Origin of the sequence: Oxalicibacterium faecigallinarum (assembly GCF_014635705.1) — a bacterium.
Classification (GTDB): Bacteria; Pseudomonadota; Gammaproteobacteria; order Burkholderiales; family Burkholderiaceae_D; genus Oxalicibacterium; species Oxalicibacterium faecigallinarum.
On the sequence record NZ_BMDI01000003.1, the window covers coordinates 87,034 to 105,694 of the forward strand.

The window sequence follows — 18,661 nt, forward strand, 5'->3', positions numbered from 1 at the left end:
ACGTCATGAAACGGATCAGCCTTACGCAGTATTTGATCGAAGAGCAGCGCCAGCACAACAACATCCCGGAAGAACTGCGCTTGCTGACAGAAGTGGTTGGTCGTGCCTGCAAGACCATCAGCCATGCCGTCGGTAAAGGTGCGCTGGGCGAAGTGCTGGGTAGCGCGGAAAGTGAAAACGTCCAGGGCGAAGTACAAAAGAAGCTCGACATCATTTCCAACGAAATTCTGCTGGAAGCCAACGAATGGGGCGGCCATTTGGCAGCGATGGCATCGGAAGAAATGGAAGAAATTCATCCGATCCCGAATCGTTATCCAATGGGCGAGTATCTGTTGTTGTTCGATCCGCTGGATGGCTCCAGCAATATCGACGTCAATGTGTCAATCGGCACGATCTTTTCGGTACTGAAGGCGCCAGCGGGGATGAAGCATCCGACCGAAGCAGATTTCCTGCAGCCCGGCAGCAAGCAGGTCATGGCTGGCTATGCCGTCTACGGACCGCAGACCGTGTTGGTGCTGACGACGGGGAATGGTGTGCAGAGCTTCACGCTGGATCGTGAAATGGGTGCGTGGGTGATGACGCAAAAGAATATGCAGATTCCGGCTGATACCAAGGAATATGCAATCAACGCATCCAATGCGCGCCACTGGTTTCCGCCGGTCAAGCGCTATATTAGTGAGCTGCAAGAAGGCAGTACGGGGACGCGTGGCAAAGACTTCAATATGCGCTGGATTGCATCCATGGTCGCTGATGTGCATCGTATTTTGACGCGTGGCGGCATCTTTATGTATCCGGCAGACCAGCGCGATCCGGACAAGCCAGGCAAATTGCGTTTGATGTACGAAGCCAATCCGATGGCGTTCCTGGTGGAGCAAGCCGGCGGCGCAGCGACAGATGGCAAGCAACGTATTCTCGATATTCAGCCTACTAAGCTGCATCAACGTGTCGCGGTGTTCCTTGGCTCCAAGAATGAAGTCGAACGTGTCACGGAGTATCACCAGTCGAAATAGAATAAGAAGCAGTAAAACAAAGAGCCCGCGTAAGTGGGCTCTTTGTTTTTAGCTATGTGGTGTGTTGATTTGAATGGACAGCTGTGTGGATGGTGTGTGCATGGTTGGCGGTGCACGTTCCTGTTTTTGATGTGCCTAAAAATATTTTGTATATTTTGTTGAGAGGGTGTTGCCAAGTTCAGAAAAGGTTTGCTATAGTTCGCCTCCCGTTGCAAGACGGGCTGCAAAACGAAGTGATTTCTGAGAGGGAAGAGGCTGGTTTTGTGGGGAGAAGTGGTTGAGGTTTTGGTGGTAAGGTCAGCGTCGTTTTGAATCGAATTTAAAACGAAATCTTTTAAAAAAGATGTTGACGACGACAGAAACTTCCTACATAATCTCGTTTCTCTGCTGCTGACGAACAAAACGATTCGCAGCGACGCAAACGGCGAAAGCTGAAGCGAAGCAGACAAGGTTCTTTAAAAATTAACAGCCGATAAGTGTGGGCGTTTAATGGAAGTGCGGCAGCGCAAGCTGTTAGAACTTTAAATATTAAATGCTCACAAAAAATATAGGTAAGAAATTATCTGTCAGTATTTTGAGTGAGTGACCGGTTCAGAAATGGACCATGTCGGAAACGACATAAAACAGAGATTGAACTGAAGAGTTTGATCCTGGCTCAGATTGAACGCTGGCGGCATGCCTTACACATGCAAGTCGAACGGCAGCACGGGAGCTTGCTCCTGGTGGCGAGTGGCGAACGGGTGAGTAATATATCGGAACGTGCCCAGTAGTGGGGGATAGCCCGGCGAAAGCCGGATTAATACCGCATACGATCTACGGATGAAAGCGGGGGATCGCAAGACCTCGCGCTATTGGAGCGGCCGATATCTGATTAGCTAGTTGGTGAGGTAAAGGCTCACCAAGGCTACGATCAGTAGCTGGTCTGAGAGGACGACCAGCCACACTGGAACTGAGACACGGTCCAGACTCCTACGGGAGGCAGCAGTGGGGAATTTTGGACAATGGGGGAAACCCTGATCCAGCAATGCCGCGTGAGTGAAGAAGGCCTTCGGGTTGTAAAGCTCTTTTGTCAGGGAAGAAACGGTAGAGGCTAATATCCTTTGCTAATGACGGTACCTGAAGAATAAGCACCGGCTAACTACGTGCCAGCAGCCGCGGTAATACGTAGGGTGCGAGCGTTAATCGGAATTACTGGGCGTAAAGCGTGCGCAGGCGGTTGTGCAAGACAGATGTGAAATCCCCGGGCTTAACCTGGGAATTGCATTTGTGACTGCACGGCTAGAGTGTGTCAGAGGGGGGTAGAATTCCACGTGTAGCAGTGAAATGCGTAGAGATGTGGAGGAATACCGATGGCGAAGGCAGCCCCCTGGGATAACACTGACGCTCATGCACGAAAGCGTGGGGAGCAAACAGGATTAGATACCCTGGTAGTCCACGCCCTAAACGATGTCTACTAGTTGTCGGGTCTTAATTGACTTGGTAACGCAGCTAACGCGTGAAGTAGACCGCCTGGGGAGTACGGTCGCAAGATTAAAACTCAAAGGAATTGACGGGGACCCGCACAAGCGGTGGATGATGTGGATTAATTCGATGCAACGCGAAAAACCTTACCTACCCTTGACATGGCAGGAATCCTGAAGAGATTTGGGAGTGCTCGAAAGAGAACCTGCGCACAGGTGCTGCATGGCTGTCGTCAGCTCGTGTCGTGAGATGTTGGGTTAAGTCCCGCAACGAGCGCAACCCTTGTCATTAGTTGCTACATTTAGTTGAGCACTCTAATGAGACTGCCGGTGACAAACCGGAGGAAGGTGGGGATGACGTCAAGTCCTCATGGCCCTTATGGGTAGGGCTTCACACGTCATACAATGGTACATACAGAGGGCCGCCAACCCGCGAGGGGGAGCTAATCCCAGAAAGTGTATCGTAGTCCGGATTGTAGTCTGCAACTCGACTACATGAAGTTGGAATCGCTAGTAATCGCGGATCAGCATGTCGCGGTGAATACGTTCCCGGGTCTTGTACACACCGCCCGTCACACCATGGGAGCGGGTTTCACCAGAAGTGGGTAGCCTAACCGCAAGGAGGGCGCTCACCACGGTGGGATTCGTGACTGGGGTGAAGTCGTAACAAGGTAGCCGTATCGGAAGGTGCGGCTGGATCACCTCCTTTCTAGAGTCAGCATGAAAGTTAAGCGTCCACACTTATCGAGCTGTTAAGCAAAAGAAGAACAGTGAATGTCGGCAGTGTGCAGGCAAAGCAGTGAAGTCTGTGCAATGCTGGTTGGTACTGATCCGAACGGGTCTGTAGCTCAGTTGGTTAGAGCACCGTGTTGATAACGCGGGGGTCGTTGGTTCGAGCCCAACCAGACCCACCAAGAATTATGTTGTACCGGATTTGGGGGTTTAGCTCAGCTGGGAGAGCACCTGCTTTGCAAGCAGGGGGTCGTCGGTTCGATCCCGTCAACCTCCACCAAGACGTCAAACCTAAGTCGATCAAGTCATTGATTGGATTTAGGTTTGATCGTTTAACGATCATTGGCTGTTTTTGTTCTTTAACAATTTGGAAGAAGTAAAGATTATTTATTGGTGTCGACCAATGATGTGAAAGCATTGTTGAGAGACGCTGATGGGTAGTGATTGTATCAATCAAATGTATTATCGAAGTGATCTTAGCAATTAGAAGACTTACTTTGGCAATACGGCAAACGCTTAACTCAGAATATCTCTATGACGTCTCTGGCAACAGAGGTCAACGTTATAGGGACAAGTGAATAAGTGCACATGGTGGATGCCTTGGCGATTACAGGCGACGAAGGACGTAGTAGCTTGCGATAAGCTGCGGGGAGCTAGCAAACAAGCTTTGATCCGCAGATTTCCGAATGGGGAAACCCGGCCTTTTAGGTCATCACTCACTGAATACATAGGTGTGTGAAGCGAACGCGGCGAACTGAAACATCTAAGTAGCTGCAGGAAAAGAAATCAACCGAGATTCCCAAAGTAGTGGCGAGCGAAATGGGAACAGCCTGCAAGATTTAGCAGTATTGATAGTGGAATGCTCTGGAAAGTGCAGCCATAGAGGGTGATAGCCCCTTACATGAAATCAGTATTGTGGAACTAAGCTTGCGACAAGTAGGGCGGGACACGTGAAATCCTGTCTGAACATGGGGGGACCATCCTCCAAGGTTAAATACTCGTAATCGACCGATAGTGAACCAGTACCGTGAGGGAAAGGCGAAAAGAACCCCGGGAGGGGAGTGAAATAGAACCTGAAACCGTGTGCATACAAACAGTAGGAGCCTCCTTGTGGGGTGACTGCGTACCTTTTGTATAATGGGTCAGCGACTTACATTCAGTGGCAAGGTTAACCGCATAGGGAAGCCGTAGAGAAATCGAGTCCGAATAGGGCGTTCAGTCGCTGGGTGTAGACCCGAAACCAGATGATCTACTCATGGCCAGGTTGAAGGTGCGGTAACACGCACTGGAGGACCGAACCCACTAATGTTGAAAAATTAGGGGATGAGCTGTGGGTAGGGGTGAAAGGCTAAACAAATCTGGAAATAGCTGGTTCTCTCCGAAAACTATTTAGGTAGTGCCTCAAGTATCACCATCGGGGGTAGAGCACTGTTATGGCTAGGGGGTCATCGCGACTTACCAAACCATTGCAAACTCCGAATACCGATGAGTGCGAGCTTGGGAGACAGACGTCGGGTGCTAACGTCCGGCGTCAAGAGGGAAACAACCCAGACCGCCAGCTAAGGTCCCAAAGATTGGCTAAGTGGAAAACGAAGTGGGAAGGCTAAAACAGTCAGGAGGTTGGCTTAGAAGCAGCCATCCTTTAAAGAAAGCGTAATAGCTCACTGATCGAGTCGTCCTGCGCGGAAGATGTAACGGGGCTAAGCCAGTCACCGAAGCTGCGGATATGTACTTTGTACATATGGTAGGAGAGCGTTCTGTAAGCCTGCGAAGGTGTCTTGTAAAGGATGCTGGAGGTATCAGAAGTGCGAATGCTGACATGAGTAGCGATAATGGGGGTGAAAAGCCCCCACGCCGTAAGCCCAAGGTTTCCTGTTCAACGTTCATCGGAGCAGGGTGAGTCGGCCCCTAAGGCGAGGCAGAGATGCGTAGCTGATGGGAAGCAGGTTAATATTCCTGCACCGTCGTTAGATGCGATGGGGGGACGGATCGCGGAAGGTTGTCCGGGTGTTGGATGTCCCGGTTTGTGCATCGAAGAAGGCTGTTAGGCAAATCCGGCAGCGTAATTCAAGGGTGTGCGACGAGTGGCCTTGTGCCGCGAAGCAATCGGAAGTGGTTCCAAGAAAAGCCTCTAAGCTTCAGTCTAACGAGACCGTACCGCAAACCGACACAGGTGGGCGAGATGAGTATTCTAAGGCGCTTGAGAGAACTCGGGAGAAGGAACTCGGCAAATTGGTACCGTAACTTCGGGATAAGGTACGCCTTTGTAGTTTGACTAGCCTGCGCTAGAAGGACGAAGAGGTTGCAAAAAATTGGTGGCTGCGACTGTTTAATAAAAACACAGCACTCTGCAAACACGAAAGTGGACGTATAGGGTGTGACTCCTGCCCGGTGCTGGAAGATTAAATGATGGGGTGCAAGCTCTTGATTGAAGTCCCAGTAAACGGCGGCCGTAACTATAACGGTCCTAAGGTAGCGAAATTCCTTGTCGGGTAAGTTCCGACCTGCACGAATGGAGTAACGATGGCCACACTGTCTCCTCCCGAGACTCAGCGAAGTTGAAGTGTTTGTGATGATGCAATCTACCCGCGGCTAGACGGAAAGACCCCATGAACCTTTACTGTAGCTTTGCATTGGACTTTGAACCAATCTGTGTAGGATAGGTGGGAGGCTTTGAAGCGGGGACGCCAGTTCTCGTGGAGCCATCCTTGAAATACCACCCTGGTTTGTTTGAGGTTCTAACCTTGGTCCGTTATCCGGATCGGGGACAGTGCATGGTAGGCAGTTTGACTGGGGCGGTCTCCTCCCAAAGTGTAACGGAGGAGTTCGAAGGTACGCTAGGTACGGTCGGACATCGTGCTAATAGTGCAATGGCATAAGCGTGCTTAACTGCGAGACTGACAAGTCGAGCAGGTACGAAAGTAGGACATAGTGATCCGGTGGTTCTGTATGGAAGGGCCATCGCTCAACGGATAAAAGGTACTCTGGGGATAACAGGCTGATTCCTCCCAAGAGTTCATATCGACGGGGGAGTTTGGCACCTCGATGTCGGCTCATCACATCCTGGGGCTGTAGCCGGTCCCAAGGGTATGGCTGTTCGCCATTTAAAGTGGTACGTGAGCTGGGTTTAAAACGTCGTGAGACAGTTTGGTCCCTATCTGCCGTGGGCGTTGGAAATTTGAAGGGGGCTGCTCCTAGTACGAGAGGACCGGAGTGGACGAACCTCTGGTGTACCGGTTGTCACGCCAGTGGCATTGCCGGGTAGCTAAGTTCGGAAGAGATAACCGCTGAAAGCATCTAAGCGGGAAACTTGCCTTAAGATGAGATTTCCCGGAGCCTTGAGCTCCTTGAAGGGTCGTTCGAGACCAGGACGTTGATAGGTCAGGTGTGGAAGTGCAGTAATGCATTAAGCTAACTGATACTAATTGCCCGTAAGGCTTGTCCCTATAACATTGACAGTTATAGTTCTGAATGTGTGTGCCAATTGATGGCAGTCACTACCAAAATTTACTTCTTCCAGATTGGGTTGTTTGCTCAAGACAGATCAGTGTCTTAGCAGGCAACTTTACAAGTTATGCCTGATGACCATAGCGAGTTGGTACCACCCCTTCCCATCCCGAACAGGACCGTGAAACGACTTTGCGCCGATGATAGTGCTGCAACCAGTGTGAAAGTAGGTCATCGTCAGGCTTTTATCTAGAAAACCCCCGTCCAGTGATCTGGTCGGGGGTTTTTGCTTTGGATTTGGATTTTGCTTTGCGGCTTCTAGACTTTTAAGCTTCTAGTCTGGTGTCTTGTTGGGATTGGAAGGGCCACAGCGTCGTAGGTAGCGTCCAGGAATTGATGCAGTGAACGTTTGTATTATTCACTTCTGGCGACTAAGTAAGAGACGATGATGTTGAGTGTTAGTTTAGTGGCGATTCGATAAAGCAAGGCACCAGAAGGATATTGAAATCACGGCAGATCAACGCGATTTGCGTACAAGTCCCTTTCCTATGCATTACAAAAATTAATTTTGCTGCTAAAATATGCGGCTTCGCTGATGTAGCTCAGTCGGTAGAGCAACTGATTCGTAAGCATCTGCGAATCTGAAAATACAAGAAATAAAAATTCCATAGAAAAGCCGCTAGATTTAGCGGCTTTTTTTTGTGCTCTAAGGAAATATTTACCATGAATATGGGATAGTTAATGAGCAAGCCTTCTTTAGAATGCCTACTCTTCGAGAAAGCACGGTAGCAGCGAACTCTAAACCACTGAGAATAGGCATGAGTCTAAAACAATTCCGTTCCCTACCAAAAGTTATCACTGCCGTTGGAAAATGGAGTGATAAAAAAATGCCAAAAACAGGAAACGGTTTTCCCCTTTCCAAGTCCAGAGTAATACGCCTGGGTGGCGGATGGCATTGGAGAATTATGGGGTTGGAAGCTGCTGGGCGAGAATGCAGATTGCTAATAGCATTTCACTCCGCAAAAGAAAACTATCTAGCTGCACTAGGGTATGTAAGGGGCAGCGACACTGAGGTAATCGGAGTTTTGGAATTTCATGGTACTCATCCCGGCTGGCATATACATGGATGCTGTAAACCTGGAAGGCCAGAAAACGTAGGTCGCATGCGATACACAGAAATGGTGCGCTTGCCAGATGCAAAAGAGTACCATCGAAATACTGAATTCAGGGTTCATGAATACGATGCACTGGAACCGGCAATTAGACATTTTGGATTGCAAAAAGCATTTCAGAATATGCCATCAGAATCAGGTACTGAATCCCTATTTGGGGAAGGCCCATGAATAAAGAACAATTGTGTGAAGCATTTTGTGGGGAGCTAGAGGTACGGAAAGTGCCGGCAGGATTTGCTGTACGGACCGGCTTCAGTGCATCTGATGGCGACACGATAGGTTTTTATATAACCCGACATCCAATTGAGCAAACGCTTTATCGTCTTGAGGATTCAGGACTGATAGTTCCTATGCTAGAAGCAAGCGGCGTCAACTTGGATAACGGTGTTCGTGCCGATGCATTTCAACGCATGCTCTCAGAATATAACTGTCACTTTGATGACGATAGCTTCGAAATTAATTCAGAGTACGTAACAGAAGAAGAGATTCCTAACGAGGCGATGCGTTTCATAGCACTGATGTTACGTGTGCGAGATCTCGAGATGTTGAATCATGAGACAGTAAAAAATGCGTGGAGTGAAGACGCACAAGAAGCTTTGAAAAAAGAGTTTGAAGGTAAAGCAACTTTGGAATTTCATTCCATGGTATCTAAGACCTTACCTGACTTCATAGTAGATGCAGTAATTCGACCTAAAGTAGGCCCGCCGGTAGCACTGTACTTTGCTACGAGTGACAGCAAAGTAGATGAGTCTGTGATGCTTTGGATGGAGTCGCGTTTAGCCAAAGCTAATGTGAAAGTAGCTCTTCTTCTTGAGAAGGAAAAGCCTCCTCAGATAAGTGGTCGCCCATTACGTCGAGCATTCAATCGCTTGGATGCAACGCCTAGCTTTCGAGGAGACGAAAGTGCAGCGATGGCAAGAATCGGTGCGCTAGCAGGAAACGATTATCTGAATTAACGTCTATAGGGTAGAGTTGCGGGCATAGTTAGCTAAGTGCGTTGTTGATAAATGTGCATAGCGGCGAACCATCTCCGCACTCTCCCATCCGCCTAATTCTTGTAGCACGAATAGTGGCGTTCCTGCCTGAGCATGCCAGCTTGCCCATGTATGGCGTAAATCATGCCACCTAAAATCCTCAATACCACATCTCTTTAATGCTTTGTACCAAGCTGCAGTGCTAGCTTGCGTTATAGGTTTTCCCTCATAACTGAAAACATGCGTGCGGTGCTTGCCGTGTTGTTTAGCGACGATCATAAATGCATCGTTATTCAGCGGTACAGCAATAGGCTTTCTTGCCTTGGCTTGATCGGGATGGATCCACGCTTGGCGCAATGTGAGGTTGACCTGATCCCATCGCAGGCCGGTGACATTTGCACGTCGTAATCCTGTGGCTAACGTGAATGCCGCCATGTCAGAAAGATGTGGCGGGAGTTCGTGTAGAAGTTTTATCGCTTCTTCTTTGGTCAAGAATCTAATGCGTCGTGTGGGCTCTTTCAGCAACCTGAAGTAAGGGACTTTGGTTAGCCACTCCCAATCGATACATGCTCGACGCAAGACAGATCTGAGTACAGCAAGAACGCGATTTACTGTTGCGTTAGATGCACCGGAATCAATCTTGGCCTGCCGGATCTTTTCGATCATTGCGCGATCGATTGAATGCAGCGGGCGACCTGCAAGGAATGGTTCAAGCCATCGAAAATGCATAAGGTCAGTTTTCAAACTGGCCTTATGAGATTGCTCTTGTGTCCACCGCGCTACAGCGTCATCCCATGTATATGGGAGATTGCTGCTAGTTGACGCGGCATTGAAGAAATCTAGCTGCTGCATCAATCTAATTCATTTCAAAACGGCAATATAATCGACGCATTCCATTGTTGCCAAGTTAACGATTATGCAGATTGCCAATCAACTTCTATTTGCAGTCTTGACTGCGGTTACTGTCCAAGCTTCTGCTCAAGCAGGCTTCGTCATGGGTAGTACAGCCAAGCCATTGAGTACAACAACTACTACAACCAGTTCTAGCTCATTCAGCAGCACAACCACTGTGACGGTCACGACCGCAAGTGCAAATGTAGCTAGCAAAACTGAATTGAAAACGCAGCAGCAAAATGCACAAGAAATAAGCAGATGCACACAAGGTGGAAAAACTGTATTCACTAATCAATCTTGCGATGCGCTAGCCCCTCGAGATCCGGCTCAAGCCGAACTAAGAAGATTGCGCGGATACTGACATAGCGCTGCGGCATCGTCGCTGGCGGGGACGGCCCGCCAAGACGCTCCTGCATGCCTTGAGACACGGCTAGGGCTCAAATCGCCCTAGCTGCGATAGTGATGCTCAGTTGGTTGGGCTTTCAAGATCCGGGCTGTCTAACACCTTCAGGTGCTTTGCCAAGAACGCCCCAGCCATCGGCCAAGTTACCGGCGCTGCTGCTTCGATTCTCTTCCGTGGGTGGTGTGAACCCTTGGCGATCTGGATAGCCTGCGACCTCACGAATTTTGGCGTCCGGTACTCTGCCTTCGTTTTCTGTCGAAAACTGCGTAGCCAGGTACTGACGGCCATCGGCGCTCGTCAATGTCGCATAGCGCATATCTTCATCGATGAACACCGTGTAACCGAGCTTGACCAGTGTGAACAGCGATAGACGCTCTTTCAATTTCAGGCCGTCGTCATACCATTCGAACATGGCGGATTCGCTGTTCTTGGAACGCAGGATCGCGCTGACACGCAGACGGTACTTCTTCGACAGACCATCGATGACGTCAATGGGCTTCTGCGGCTCTGGTTCCTTCGCCGGTAACACCTCTTGCGTGATCACGACTGTAGGCGGCGGGCCAGCGACTACCGGCACCTTGATCTCTTGCTTTTGCTCTGGCGGTGGCGGCAAGTTGGCCGTCGTTTGCTCGGCCAGTCCACCGCCATAGAACGCCCACCACAGATAACCAATGGCGAACAGGAACACGGCACCGAATAGTGGAATCCAGAGTTTGAACGCCTTGCTGTTCCAGACGTTTGCGCGTTTGTCGTCATAGAGCTGGTTGCCCTCTGCGCCTTCCTCAAACGACTTGTAGGTACCAAAGTACTTTTCATCGTATGGACGTGTGCCCTTGGTGACCTCGACGAACTTTTGCGGCGAGACGGCCTTAAACAAGATCCAGCGATACTCCTTCGCCTTACCCACCATATCGAGCTTGCGGAACTCGACTTTCTGACTGACACGATTTTTCCAGAGCTTGTGCATGTCCTTGAACTCCTGCCCCATGAGCAGAATGTCCAGGCCTTGGTGACCGTGTTCCGATACGAACTTGGTCATCTCAGCACTCAGCGGCTGGCGCTTATCCGGCCAGTAGTTTTGCACCTCATCGATGATGATGAGCGAGCCGATATCAAACTTTTGCTGCTCGATGTGCTGCGTCTGTTCTTCCGTCAGATGCTGCAAGAGATCCTGACAGCGATCGAGCGTGACCTCGGCCAGTGACGCGATCTTCTCGAAGTTCAGACCATCGATACGCGCATAGACTTTACGGCCCTTCTTGATGGCCGGTATCAGGTGTTCAACCACCGATTCATACGACTTGCCAGAACGCGGCAATCCACCGTGGAATAAGAGCATTCAGATCACCATTGTCCGAGTGTGACGATCTTCCGCACCATGCGAAAGCCGAAGCCAGCGGCCAGCACCGCAAAGCAGTCATTCAGACCGAACGCCGATGCGAAAAACAAAATGTCGCTGGAAAACTGATTGATGAGATTGCCGATGCCGTACTGCGTCAGGAATTCCGGTGCAGGTATCGCACGGATGACAGCAGCCAGTGCAGACAACACAAGATCTGTGACCGCAATCGCGATATCGGTCAGCAGATCCCATATCGATTTAATGACCTTGAGTACCAGCTCAAGGAGCCACCCTGTAAATGCTTCGATCATAGGAAAGCCATCCTGAATGCCATGTACGCGGCACCGATCAGCAGGCCGATCTTGATGACAGCGTAGATGCTGTTTGCAGTCGAGCCACAGAAAATGTCGCCCATGGAAATGGTCGTATTCAGATAAGGCACGTCAGCCGACCATGACGGGCATCCACCACCGGATACGTTCACCGTGAAAAAAGCCTTGCCAGCAGCGACCACAGGAGCCGTCTCAAGACTCGTTTTCCAAGCACCGAAAACAGTCTGGAATGTCTTGTCCTTTTTGGCATAGAGTTCGCCCGTTGCGACCGGCGAGTTCCCTTTTGGATCGTCGTTAGCTTTGTCATTCTTTCCTGCCCCTCCACCTGGTGCATTACCGGTCACGGTTGATGTCGTCGTGGTCTTCACACCTGTCGGCGAAATGTTGACGTTGATCGTTGTGGTGGTCACGCTGCCATCTGCATTGGTTCGCCGTATAACGTCCGTGCTGGAGGTGCTGCCGTCTGGATTGGTAACGTTGACGGTTGGCTCTCTGACTTCGGTCTGCGTTGGTGTCGATGGACTTGTGCCAGATCCCGCACAGATCGATGTACCAGACGAATCAACGCCGATTGCGGTCGTTCCAGCTGGACAGCCTTGGCCGGTCTGCGGATTGAACGGCGTGACTTTCTCAGGCTTCGAGTCGGAAGGCATTGTTGTAGATTGCGGTGGGCTTTCAGACGTAGGAGTGGCAGTACCGGTTTTCTTGCCAGTGAACGTACACCTAAACGTCTTTGTGACACCGTCTGCATTTGTGGTTGATCCGCACTTTTCAACAGTGTCAAAGTCGACGTTACATGTGCCATCACTAGACGGCCATTCCCATCCTTGACTGCTGGTCGCTGCCGAGATGGGACCAGTACCTGTAACCATGGTGAATCTGGTGAACTCACCAGCGGTACATTGCGGAGGCAGTGGCTTTGCGACGCAGACGCCGTTTTGAAGCATGCCGAGGTCATTGCACGTTGTCTGTCGTAAGGCTCTATAACCAGACCAACCTGAAGAAGTATTGCAGTTGTAATTAGTTCCTGCCGCAGCACCAACAGTAAAAGTGAAACCAGTGGCGGCGCCAGCTGCAGCACAAGCAGCCTCAGGCGATTGATAGACGGTACCAGAGGGCGTGTAATTAGGAGTAGCGCCATAGCGCCATGTGTAATAGGTAACTACCTGTGCGGAGGCCGTATTGCATGCGGTGACGGTGATCATTGCCAATAAGATGCACCACCAGCAGATAGGGAACTTACGCATTGCTGAAACCTGCTTTAACGGCCAGTGCACAGAAGGCACCGGAGAAGAACATCAAAATAGCCCAGATCATTTTTATCTCCCTTCACGCGAAAAAAAAACCGCAAGCCGGCCGGTCTTGCGGTGCACTGATTCAACCGTTGATTAACGGAAGAAGTTAGCCAGCTTGTTTGCGCCCCACTTCGCGACGTTCGGGCCAACCTTGACCACGGCCATTGCGAAGATGCCAGCGACCAGACCGGCTACGGATACTGCTGCGACGATGTCTGCGTAATCACCCATTTTGAAACTCCCTTCAAAGATTAATCTCGCCAGAAATTCACCAGCAACCCAGCGCCATACGACACGAGATACAACGTCATAGGCGTTACGAAGCCGACGGAGAACAGGGCAAGTAACTGCTCTCCCGGAGGAATACGGAAAATCAACTCTGCGATGTCACAGAGTCGATTGATTGCGGCGGCAATGAGTTGTGCGTCTGCGGATGTCATGACTTAACCGAGCGCGTCCGATGCACATTCGAGACACAACGTCTTGTCCTGACTCTCGATGTAGATCGTTCTGGACTTGTCATCCGTACACATGCCGCATTCATCGCAGCAGTGTTCGTTATCGTTGTCGGCTTCATCCATGCGTCGCGACATCCAATCAAACAAACTCATTGCAGTCTCCTTTTATTCAATTGCGTCTAACGTCAGATCTACCGGCGTGATCGTGACAATCTCGCCGCTGTCGTTGTCCTTGGTCTGATACGGACGACGTGTGAAGCCGCCGAGCGTTGCCATGACGGTGGCCTCTTCGCCTTTTTCACCGAGCTTGCCCTTGCTGCGGATCTCGACCGTTTGCGGACGCGAGTACTGATCGGCTGCCGGTGTCGTGATGCGTGTGTAGCGATTGCCGTTGAACATGCGCGATGCTTCGATACGGCCCTTGATCGCTACCTGCATTGGTTGCAAGGTTTGACGTGGTTGTAGTGGTGTTGCGACTGCTGGTTCTGCCATGTGATTCTCCTTAAGCGGCTAAGCGCATCATTTCCCGGCTAACTTGATACTCAGTGCGATTGCGTGCCGGTAAAAAACACAACCGCTTGTCACTGCGAACTGGTGAGAAGTCATATGGCAGCGCGCCATCATTTGCGACGATGACCACGTCCGTGCATCGCCACGAGACGCCTGCTTCTTCAAGTAATTTTCTGTTTCGATAAAAGACGGTTTTCGAGCAGTACGTGCGTGCCTTGTCGTCGCCCATGCCTGATAGCTGCATCCAGAATCCGTGCAGCCGCATGCCTGCTAAATGGCCGTACATGCCGATCAATCGATGCATCACTGCGTTGTTGTCTCTAACGGTATCCATGCCTTGTTTCCCTTCACGTAGCAGCTTCTCTATTTCCTTGTCGTACACCTGCTGCAGATAGGCGTCTGTCACTTCATCGACGCGTGGATTTTTCTCAAAGTCATACTGAAATTTGTCGCTATGTACCTCGACCTCGACGCGCAGCCTGCTATCGGCCAGTCGTTGGAGCGCGTTGATTTTTTTCTCGACACGTTCACGGTTGCCCTTGTCATCGATGCCGTACAAGTGCGTGAACAAATTGCCGAAGAAGTTGCGGAGCCTTGCCCGCTCGTGCACCTGGAATTCAGTGCCTTTGTGATAGAACTTGACGGTGGTGGTTTTGCCTGCGAAATACGCCGCCATGTCGTACTTCGCAGATCCGCGCTTACGTCGCGGAAAATTGATCAGTTGAATGCCGTCGAAGAATTCCTTGCAGGCTGCTTTCGACAAGCGATAGACGGAGGCCACGTCGACGCGGTGAACTGTCCAACCTCTGGCCGGTGGCAACTCGACCTGCAGCAGATCCTCCAGCAGCACAACGAAGTCGCTACACACCTGCTGGAAGTCAGTCGGGCCACCGTACACGTTGTGACCGAAGAACACCTTGTGCACGGATGCCTCGATCAACAAGTACGGTTCGCATGGCTGCAGCACAGGACGACCACTTTTGTTGATGACGAAGTCCTCGTACTTCGGCACCACCGAGATCCGCGAATCCCATGACCCTAGTAGTTGGCCGCTGAACAGTTCGTACAGGATCTCGCCGGTGGCCATGTCCTGACCAGAGCGCAACATGCATTGCTGCTCGATCTTCTGCACGAGCTGGCGATCCAGTGGCGGTGACTTCAGTTTGATCGTGTCATACGCCATGGGATGACCTCGACTTGACTGCAAAACGACCCGCGAACTTGCCTTTGCTGAAAACGACGGGATTCCCAAAATCGGGACTGTCAGGCGGTGCTACCACGCCCGCCTGACAAAAACCGGAACCTACTGCGACGGACAACAGCGCGGGCTGAACGCCCGCGGTGCGGTCCTCGTTCCTGCGGTCCGCGCCGCGAGCATTCACCCGCAAACGACTCTCTACGGCGTGATAAACGGCCTTGTTGGCGAGGGCTTGTAGCGCCGACTTGATGTCCGCTTTGGTCACCGTCGATCCATTCGGATAGACGATGCGAACGCGAAAGCGCGAGAAAGGCAGATCTGCCAGTGCGCGGGCCTTTGCCTTCTTTGCTTTAAGGATGACTGCGAGGAAATCGCTATCGCTGCCAGTGATGTAGCAGCCGTTTGCGGTGTGGATCTCGTAGCGGATCATGCGTAGGTCATCCAGCCAGAGATGATGGTGACGGCCAGAGAGCCGAGGAACCAAAGGAAGTTGGTCATGGTTACCACGCTGCACCGAGTCCACCGGCTTGCATCAATACCGAGGCGTAGAACGCATCCGATTCAGCCAACTGGGCCGGTGTCATGTCGTGACACAGACGGCGTGCATAGAACCAGAGGTAGTCAGAGCAGTGGTGCGGGTGAATACGCGGCATGGTTTACCTTTTTCGGCGTTGTGATATTGTTCGGCTACCAAATATGAGTAACCAAATCACGGTTACCCGATTTGGGTAACTTGATGCGGAAGATACCCAATATGGGTAACTATTTCTATTTGGAAATTACTATGACCTACGACGAACTGATAGCTAAAGCACTGGATGGGATGACGGTAAATAGAGCGGCAATGGTTTGGGGCATACCGCAATCAAATCTCGACAGATACGTAAAAAGCCAGAGCATGCCTAGCGCGGCTGCAGCATTAGCTATATCAAGAGCGGCAAAAGTACCTGCTGAAGAAGTCTTGGAGATAATTGCTAGGCACGAATTGAAAAATAAGAAGGTTCGCGGTTATAATGCTCGACTTGCTGATGTAGCTCAGTCGGTAGAGCAACTGATTCGTAATCAGTAGGTCGGACGTTCGATTCGTCTCATCAGCACCAAATAAAAACGGCTTGCCTTGTGCAAGCCGTTTTGCTTTTGTAACTCCTGCTTTTCGAAACGAAAAATTCTGCAGAATTGCCCTTGCCAGATGATTGTCGAGACCTGCTTCTCATTTGACAGTTGACGAAGCACGCTTGGCTTTTTTCATGGCCTTGAAGATGATAAACAGATTGACGCCCTGCAATCCTTCTCCTATGTTGAAGTCATGGGGGCAAGAAATGGAGCCCGCCATTTGGTGCAGTGTGCTGCACCAACACAACAATGGAGGACGTCATGCTGAATATTCTCATTCCTGTCGATGGCTCAAAAAGTGCTCTGACGGCGGTAAAGCATGTCATTCATCAACGCGTATTGCACGCAGAGCCAATCAAGGTGGCGTTGACTAATGTTCAGCCGCGCTTGCCGAGGCACATCACGAGATTCGCCTCAGCTAAGGCCGTCAGGCAATTGCAAGCGGAGCGCGCCGAGGAGGCAATGAAAGACGCGATGTCTATGCTGACAGCTGCTGGTGTCCCATATGACTTGCATGTATATAAAGGCAATGTGGCTGAGCAAATTGCCCAAGGCGCGCTCCAAATGGAAGCGGACAAAATTGTGATGGGCACGACACGAAAAAATGCATTGACGAGATTTTTTCAGGGATCCGTCGTCAACAGGGTGATGGCGCTGACAGAAAAGCCGGTTGAAATCGTGGCACGCGGCGAAGCAGGAAAACTGGAGCGGTTCGGAATTCCTGTGGGGGTAGGGCTGGCGTTTCTTTGGCTCGCAGTCGAATAAGTTTTCTGTCCATTAAAGGCTATCTTTGAGCAGCCTTTTGTTTGTCTGGGTTACTCGCTGGGGCTGTCCCATCCGCGAGAGCGCTCCACCGCGCGATGCCAAATGGACAGCCGCGACGAGCGCTCATCGACTGACATTCGGGGTTCAAAGCAACGATCTACTTGCCAAAAGCCGGCAATTTCGTCTGCGTCTTGCCAGAAGCCCACGCCCAGCCCGGCAAGGTACGCAGCACCAAGTGCCGTGGTTTCTGTAACGACCGGTCGGATAACAGGCGAGCCAAGAATATCTGCCTGAAATTGCATGAGCAAATTATTGCGTGAGGCGCCACCATCCACGCGTAACGCAAGCAACGGAACGGAGGCATCCTTTTGCATCGCTGTCATGAGATCTGCGGACTGATAAGCGATGCTCTCAAGCGCTGCGCGGGCAATGTGTGCCTTGCTGGTACCGCGTGTCATGCCCAGCAGCGTACCCCTTGCATAAGGATCCCAATATGGCGCGCCTAATCCATTGAAGGCAGGTACGAACCAAACGCCATTTGAATCGGATGTACTGCTGGCCAGTGCTTCAATGTCGGCTGATTGCTGAATGAGGCCTAATTCGTCACGCAGCCACTGCACAATGGCACCTGCCATGAAAACACTACCTTCCAGCATGTAATCAACCGCTGCGGTGTTCGAGGTACATTGCCAGCCGACGGTGGTCAAAAGCTGATTATGGGATGTAATCGGACTGTTACCCGTGTTCAGTAACATGAAACAGCCGGTGCCGTAAGTGTTCTTCGCCATGCCTGGTTGAAAACAGGCTTGGCCAAAGGTGGCAGCTTGCTGATCGCCAGCCAAACCTGCGATCGGAAGCGTGCGGCCAAACCATTCGGCATTGCAATGCGCAACGATGCCGCTACTGGGCGTTACTTCAGGTAAGAGAGACCGTGGAATCGTGAGTGCGGAGAGTAATTCGTCATCCCATTGCAGCGTATGAATGTTAAACAGCAATGTGCGAGATGCATTGCTCACATCGGTCAGATGGCGACCGCACAGTTTGTAGATCAGCCAGCTATCAATCGTGCCAAAGGCCAGCTCACCGCGCTCTGCGCGAGCGCGGGTGTTCGGTACATGGTCGAGCAGCCACTTTAATTTGGTGCCTGAGAAGTAGGCATCGAGTACCAGTCCGGTTTTCTGCTGAAACAGTGTGCCCAGGCCGGCGTCACGCAGTGACTCGCAGATGGATGCAGTCCGTCTGTCTTGCCAAACAATGGCGTTGGCGATCGGCTCCCCGGTCTTGCGGTCCCATAAAACAGTTGTTTCTCGCTGGTTGGCAATGCCAATGGCGGCAATATCCTGTGCCGAAACATTGGCATTTCGCATCACTTGTCGCGCCACGGCCAGTTGGCTTTCCCAAATCGCTATCGCATCGTGTTCTACCCAACCCGGATGGGGGAAAAGCTGTGGAAAATCCTGTTGCGCTACGTCGTATGGACGACCGGCGCGATCAAAAAGGATGGCGCGGGAGCTGGTGGTCCCTTGATCGAGCGCAAGAACGTACTGGCTCATAAC

16 protein-coding genes, 3 tRNA genes and 3 rRNA genes are annotated in these 18,661 nt (G+C 51.1%); 10 read left to right on the forward strand and 12 right to left on the reverse strand.

The genetic code is table 11. The annotated features are described in order from the left end of the window. The first annotated feature begins 5 nt into the window (after positions 1-5). From IEV29_RS13875 to IEV29_RS13910, 8 genes are all read left to right on the forward strand, one after another. Positions 6-1,010: a class 1 fructose-bisphosphatase gene (locus tag IEV29_RS13875; protein WP_188381930.1), complete on the forward strand. Its 1,005-nt coding sequence runs from the start codon at positions 6-8 to the stop codon at positions 1,008-1,010. A 632-nt stretch (positions 1,011-1,642) separates the two neighbouring features. Continuing rightward, positions 1,643-3,179 (forward strand): 16S ribosomal RNA (locus tag IEV29_RS13880). A gap of 128 nt (positions 3,180-3,307) precedes the next feature. Then, positions 3,308-3,384, forward strand: a tRNA-Ile gene (locus IEV29_RS13885). A gap of 22 nt (positions 3,385-3,406) precedes the next feature. Then, positions 3,407-3,482 (forward strand) — tRNA-Ala (locus tag IEV29_RS13890). Positions 3,483-3,770: 288 nt separating this feature from the next. Beyond that, positions 3,771-6,648 (forward strand): 23S ribosomal RNA (locus IEV29_RS13895). A 131-nt stretch (positions 6,649-6,779) separates the two neighbouring features. Continuing rightward, positions 6,780-6,892, forward strand: a 5S ribosomal RNA gene (gene rrf / locus IEV29_RS13900). Together the 16S, 23S and 5S rRNA genes with 2 tRNA genes alongside form the textbook arrangement of a ribosomal RNA operon. Positions 6,893-7,467: 575 nt before the next feature. Beyond that, positions 7,468-7,992: a hypothetical protein gene (locus tag IEV29_RS13905; protein ID WP_188381931.1), complete on the forward strand. Its 525-nt coding sequence runs from the start codon at positions 7,468-7,470 to the stop codon at positions 7,990-7,992. Continuing rightward, a complete protein-coding gene (locus tag IEV29_RS13910; protein ID WP_188381932.1) occupies positions 7,989-8,777 on the forward strand; it encodes a DUF1828 domain-containing protein in 789 nt (262 codons plus the stop codon). The genes IEV29_RS13905 and IEV29_RS13910 overlap by 4 nt, the downstream gene beginning before the upstream one ends. 3 nt (positions 8,778-8,780) lie before the next feature. Here the strand turns inward: IEV29_RS13910 and IEV29_RS13915 are convergent, their stop codons facing one another. From IEV29_RS13915 to IEV29_RS13965, 11 genes are all read right to left on the reverse strand, one after another. Continuing rightward, the gene (locus IEV29_RS13915) at positions 8,781-9,647 is read right to left on the reverse strand and encodes a tyrosine-type recombinase/integrase (protein ID WP_188381933.1); all 867 of its coding nucleotides are present in this window, start codon (positions 9,645-9,647) and stop codon (positions 8,781-8,783) included. Between the two features lie 524 nt (positions 9,648-10,171). After that, positions 10,172-11,431, reverse strand: coding sequence for a zonular occludens toxin domain-containing protein (locus IEV29_RS13920; RefSeq protein ID WP_188381934.1), 1,260 nt, complete (start codon positions 11,429-11,431; stop codon positions 10,172-10,174). A 5-nt stretch (positions 11,432-11,436) separates the two neighbouring features. Next, positions 11,437-11,745, reverse strand: coding sequence for a DUF2523 domain-containing protein (locus IEV29_RS13925; RefSeq protein ID WP_188381935.1), 309 nt, complete (start codon positions 11,743-11,745; stop codon positions 11,437-11,439). Further along, the gene (locus tag IEV29_RS13930; protein ID WP_188381936.1) at positions 11,742-12,419 is read right to left on the reverse strand and encodes a hypothetical protein; all 678 of its coding nucleotides are present in this window, start codon (positions 12,417-12,419) and stop codon (positions 11,742-11,744) included. The genes IEV29_RS13925 and IEV29_RS13930 overlap by 4 nt, the downstream gene beginning before the upstream one ends. Positions 12,420-13,154: 735 nt before the next feature. After that, entirely contained in the window at positions 13,155-13,292 is a 138-nt protein-coding gene (locus IEV29_RS13935) for a hypothetical protein (RefSeq protein ID WP_188381937.1), read from the reverse strand. 20 nt (positions 13,293-13,312) lie between these two features. Then, positions 13,313-13,501: a hypothetical protein gene (locus tag IEV29_RS13940; RefSeq protein WP_188381938.1), complete on the reverse strand. Its 189-nt coding sequence runs from the start codon at positions 13,499-13,501 to the stop codon at positions 13,313-13,315. A 3-nt stretch (positions 13,502-13,504) separates the two neighbouring features. Continuing rightward, on the reverse strand, positions 13,505-13,672 hold the full coding sequence (locus IEV29_RS13945) for a hypothetical protein (RefSeq protein ID WP_188381939.1): 168 nt from the start codon (positions 13,670-13,672) through the stop codon (positions 13,505-13,507). Between the two features lie 12 nt (positions 13,673-13,684). Next, positions 13,685-14,011 carry a single-stranded DNA-binding protein gene (locus IEV29_RS13950; protein WP_229726422.1) on the reverse strand — a complete coding sequence of 109 codons (327 nt, stop codon included), beginning with the start codon at positions 14,009-14,011 and terminating at the stop codon, positions 13,685-13,687. A 10-nt stretch (positions 14,012-14,021) separates the two neighbouring features. Beyond that, positions 14,022-15,212, reverse strand: coding sequence for a phage/plasmid replication protein, II/X family (locus IEV29_RS13955; protein ID WP_188381940.1), 1,191 nt, complete (start codon positions 15,210-15,212; stop codon positions 14,022-14,024). Beyond that, on the reverse strand, positions 15,202-15,657 hold the full coding sequence (locus IEV29_RS13960) for a hypothetical protein (protein ID WP_188381941.1): 456 nt from the start codon (positions 15,655-15,657) through the stop codon (positions 15,202-15,204). Before IEV29_RS13960 ends, IEV29_RS13955 begins: the two co-directional genes overlap by 11 nt. 70 nt (positions 15,658-15,727) lie before the next feature. After that, positions 15,728-15,880, reverse strand: coding sequence for a hypothetical protein (locus IEV29_RS13965; protein ID WP_188381942.1), 153 nt, complete (start codon positions 15,878-15,880; stop codon positions 15,728-15,730). A 371-nt stretch (positions 15,881-16,251) separates the two neighbouring features. Here IEV29_RS13965 and IEV29_RS13970 point away from each other — a divergent pair. Both IEV29_RS13970 and IEV29_RS13975 read left to right on the forward strand, forming a co-directional pair. Beyond that, positions 16,252-16,327, forward strand: a tRNA-Thr gene (locus tag IEV29_RS13970). Between the two features lie 274 nt (positions 16,328-16,601). Continuing rightward, complete coding sequence (locus IEV29_RS13975) at positions 16,602-17,105, forward strand: universal stress protein (RefSeq protein ID WP_188381943.1); 504 nt, start codon at positions 16,602-16,604, stop codon at positions 17,103-17,105. 50 nt (positions 17,106-17,155) lie between these two features. Here IEV29_RS13975 and glpK read toward each other — a convergent pair whose 3' ends face one another. Then, a complete protein-coding gene (gene glpK, locus IEV29_RS13980; protein ID WP_188381944.1) occupies positions 17,156-18,658 on the reverse strand; it encodes a glycerol kinase GlpK in 1,503 nt (500 codons plus the stop codon). Positions 18,659-18,661 lie beyond the last annotated feature (3 nt).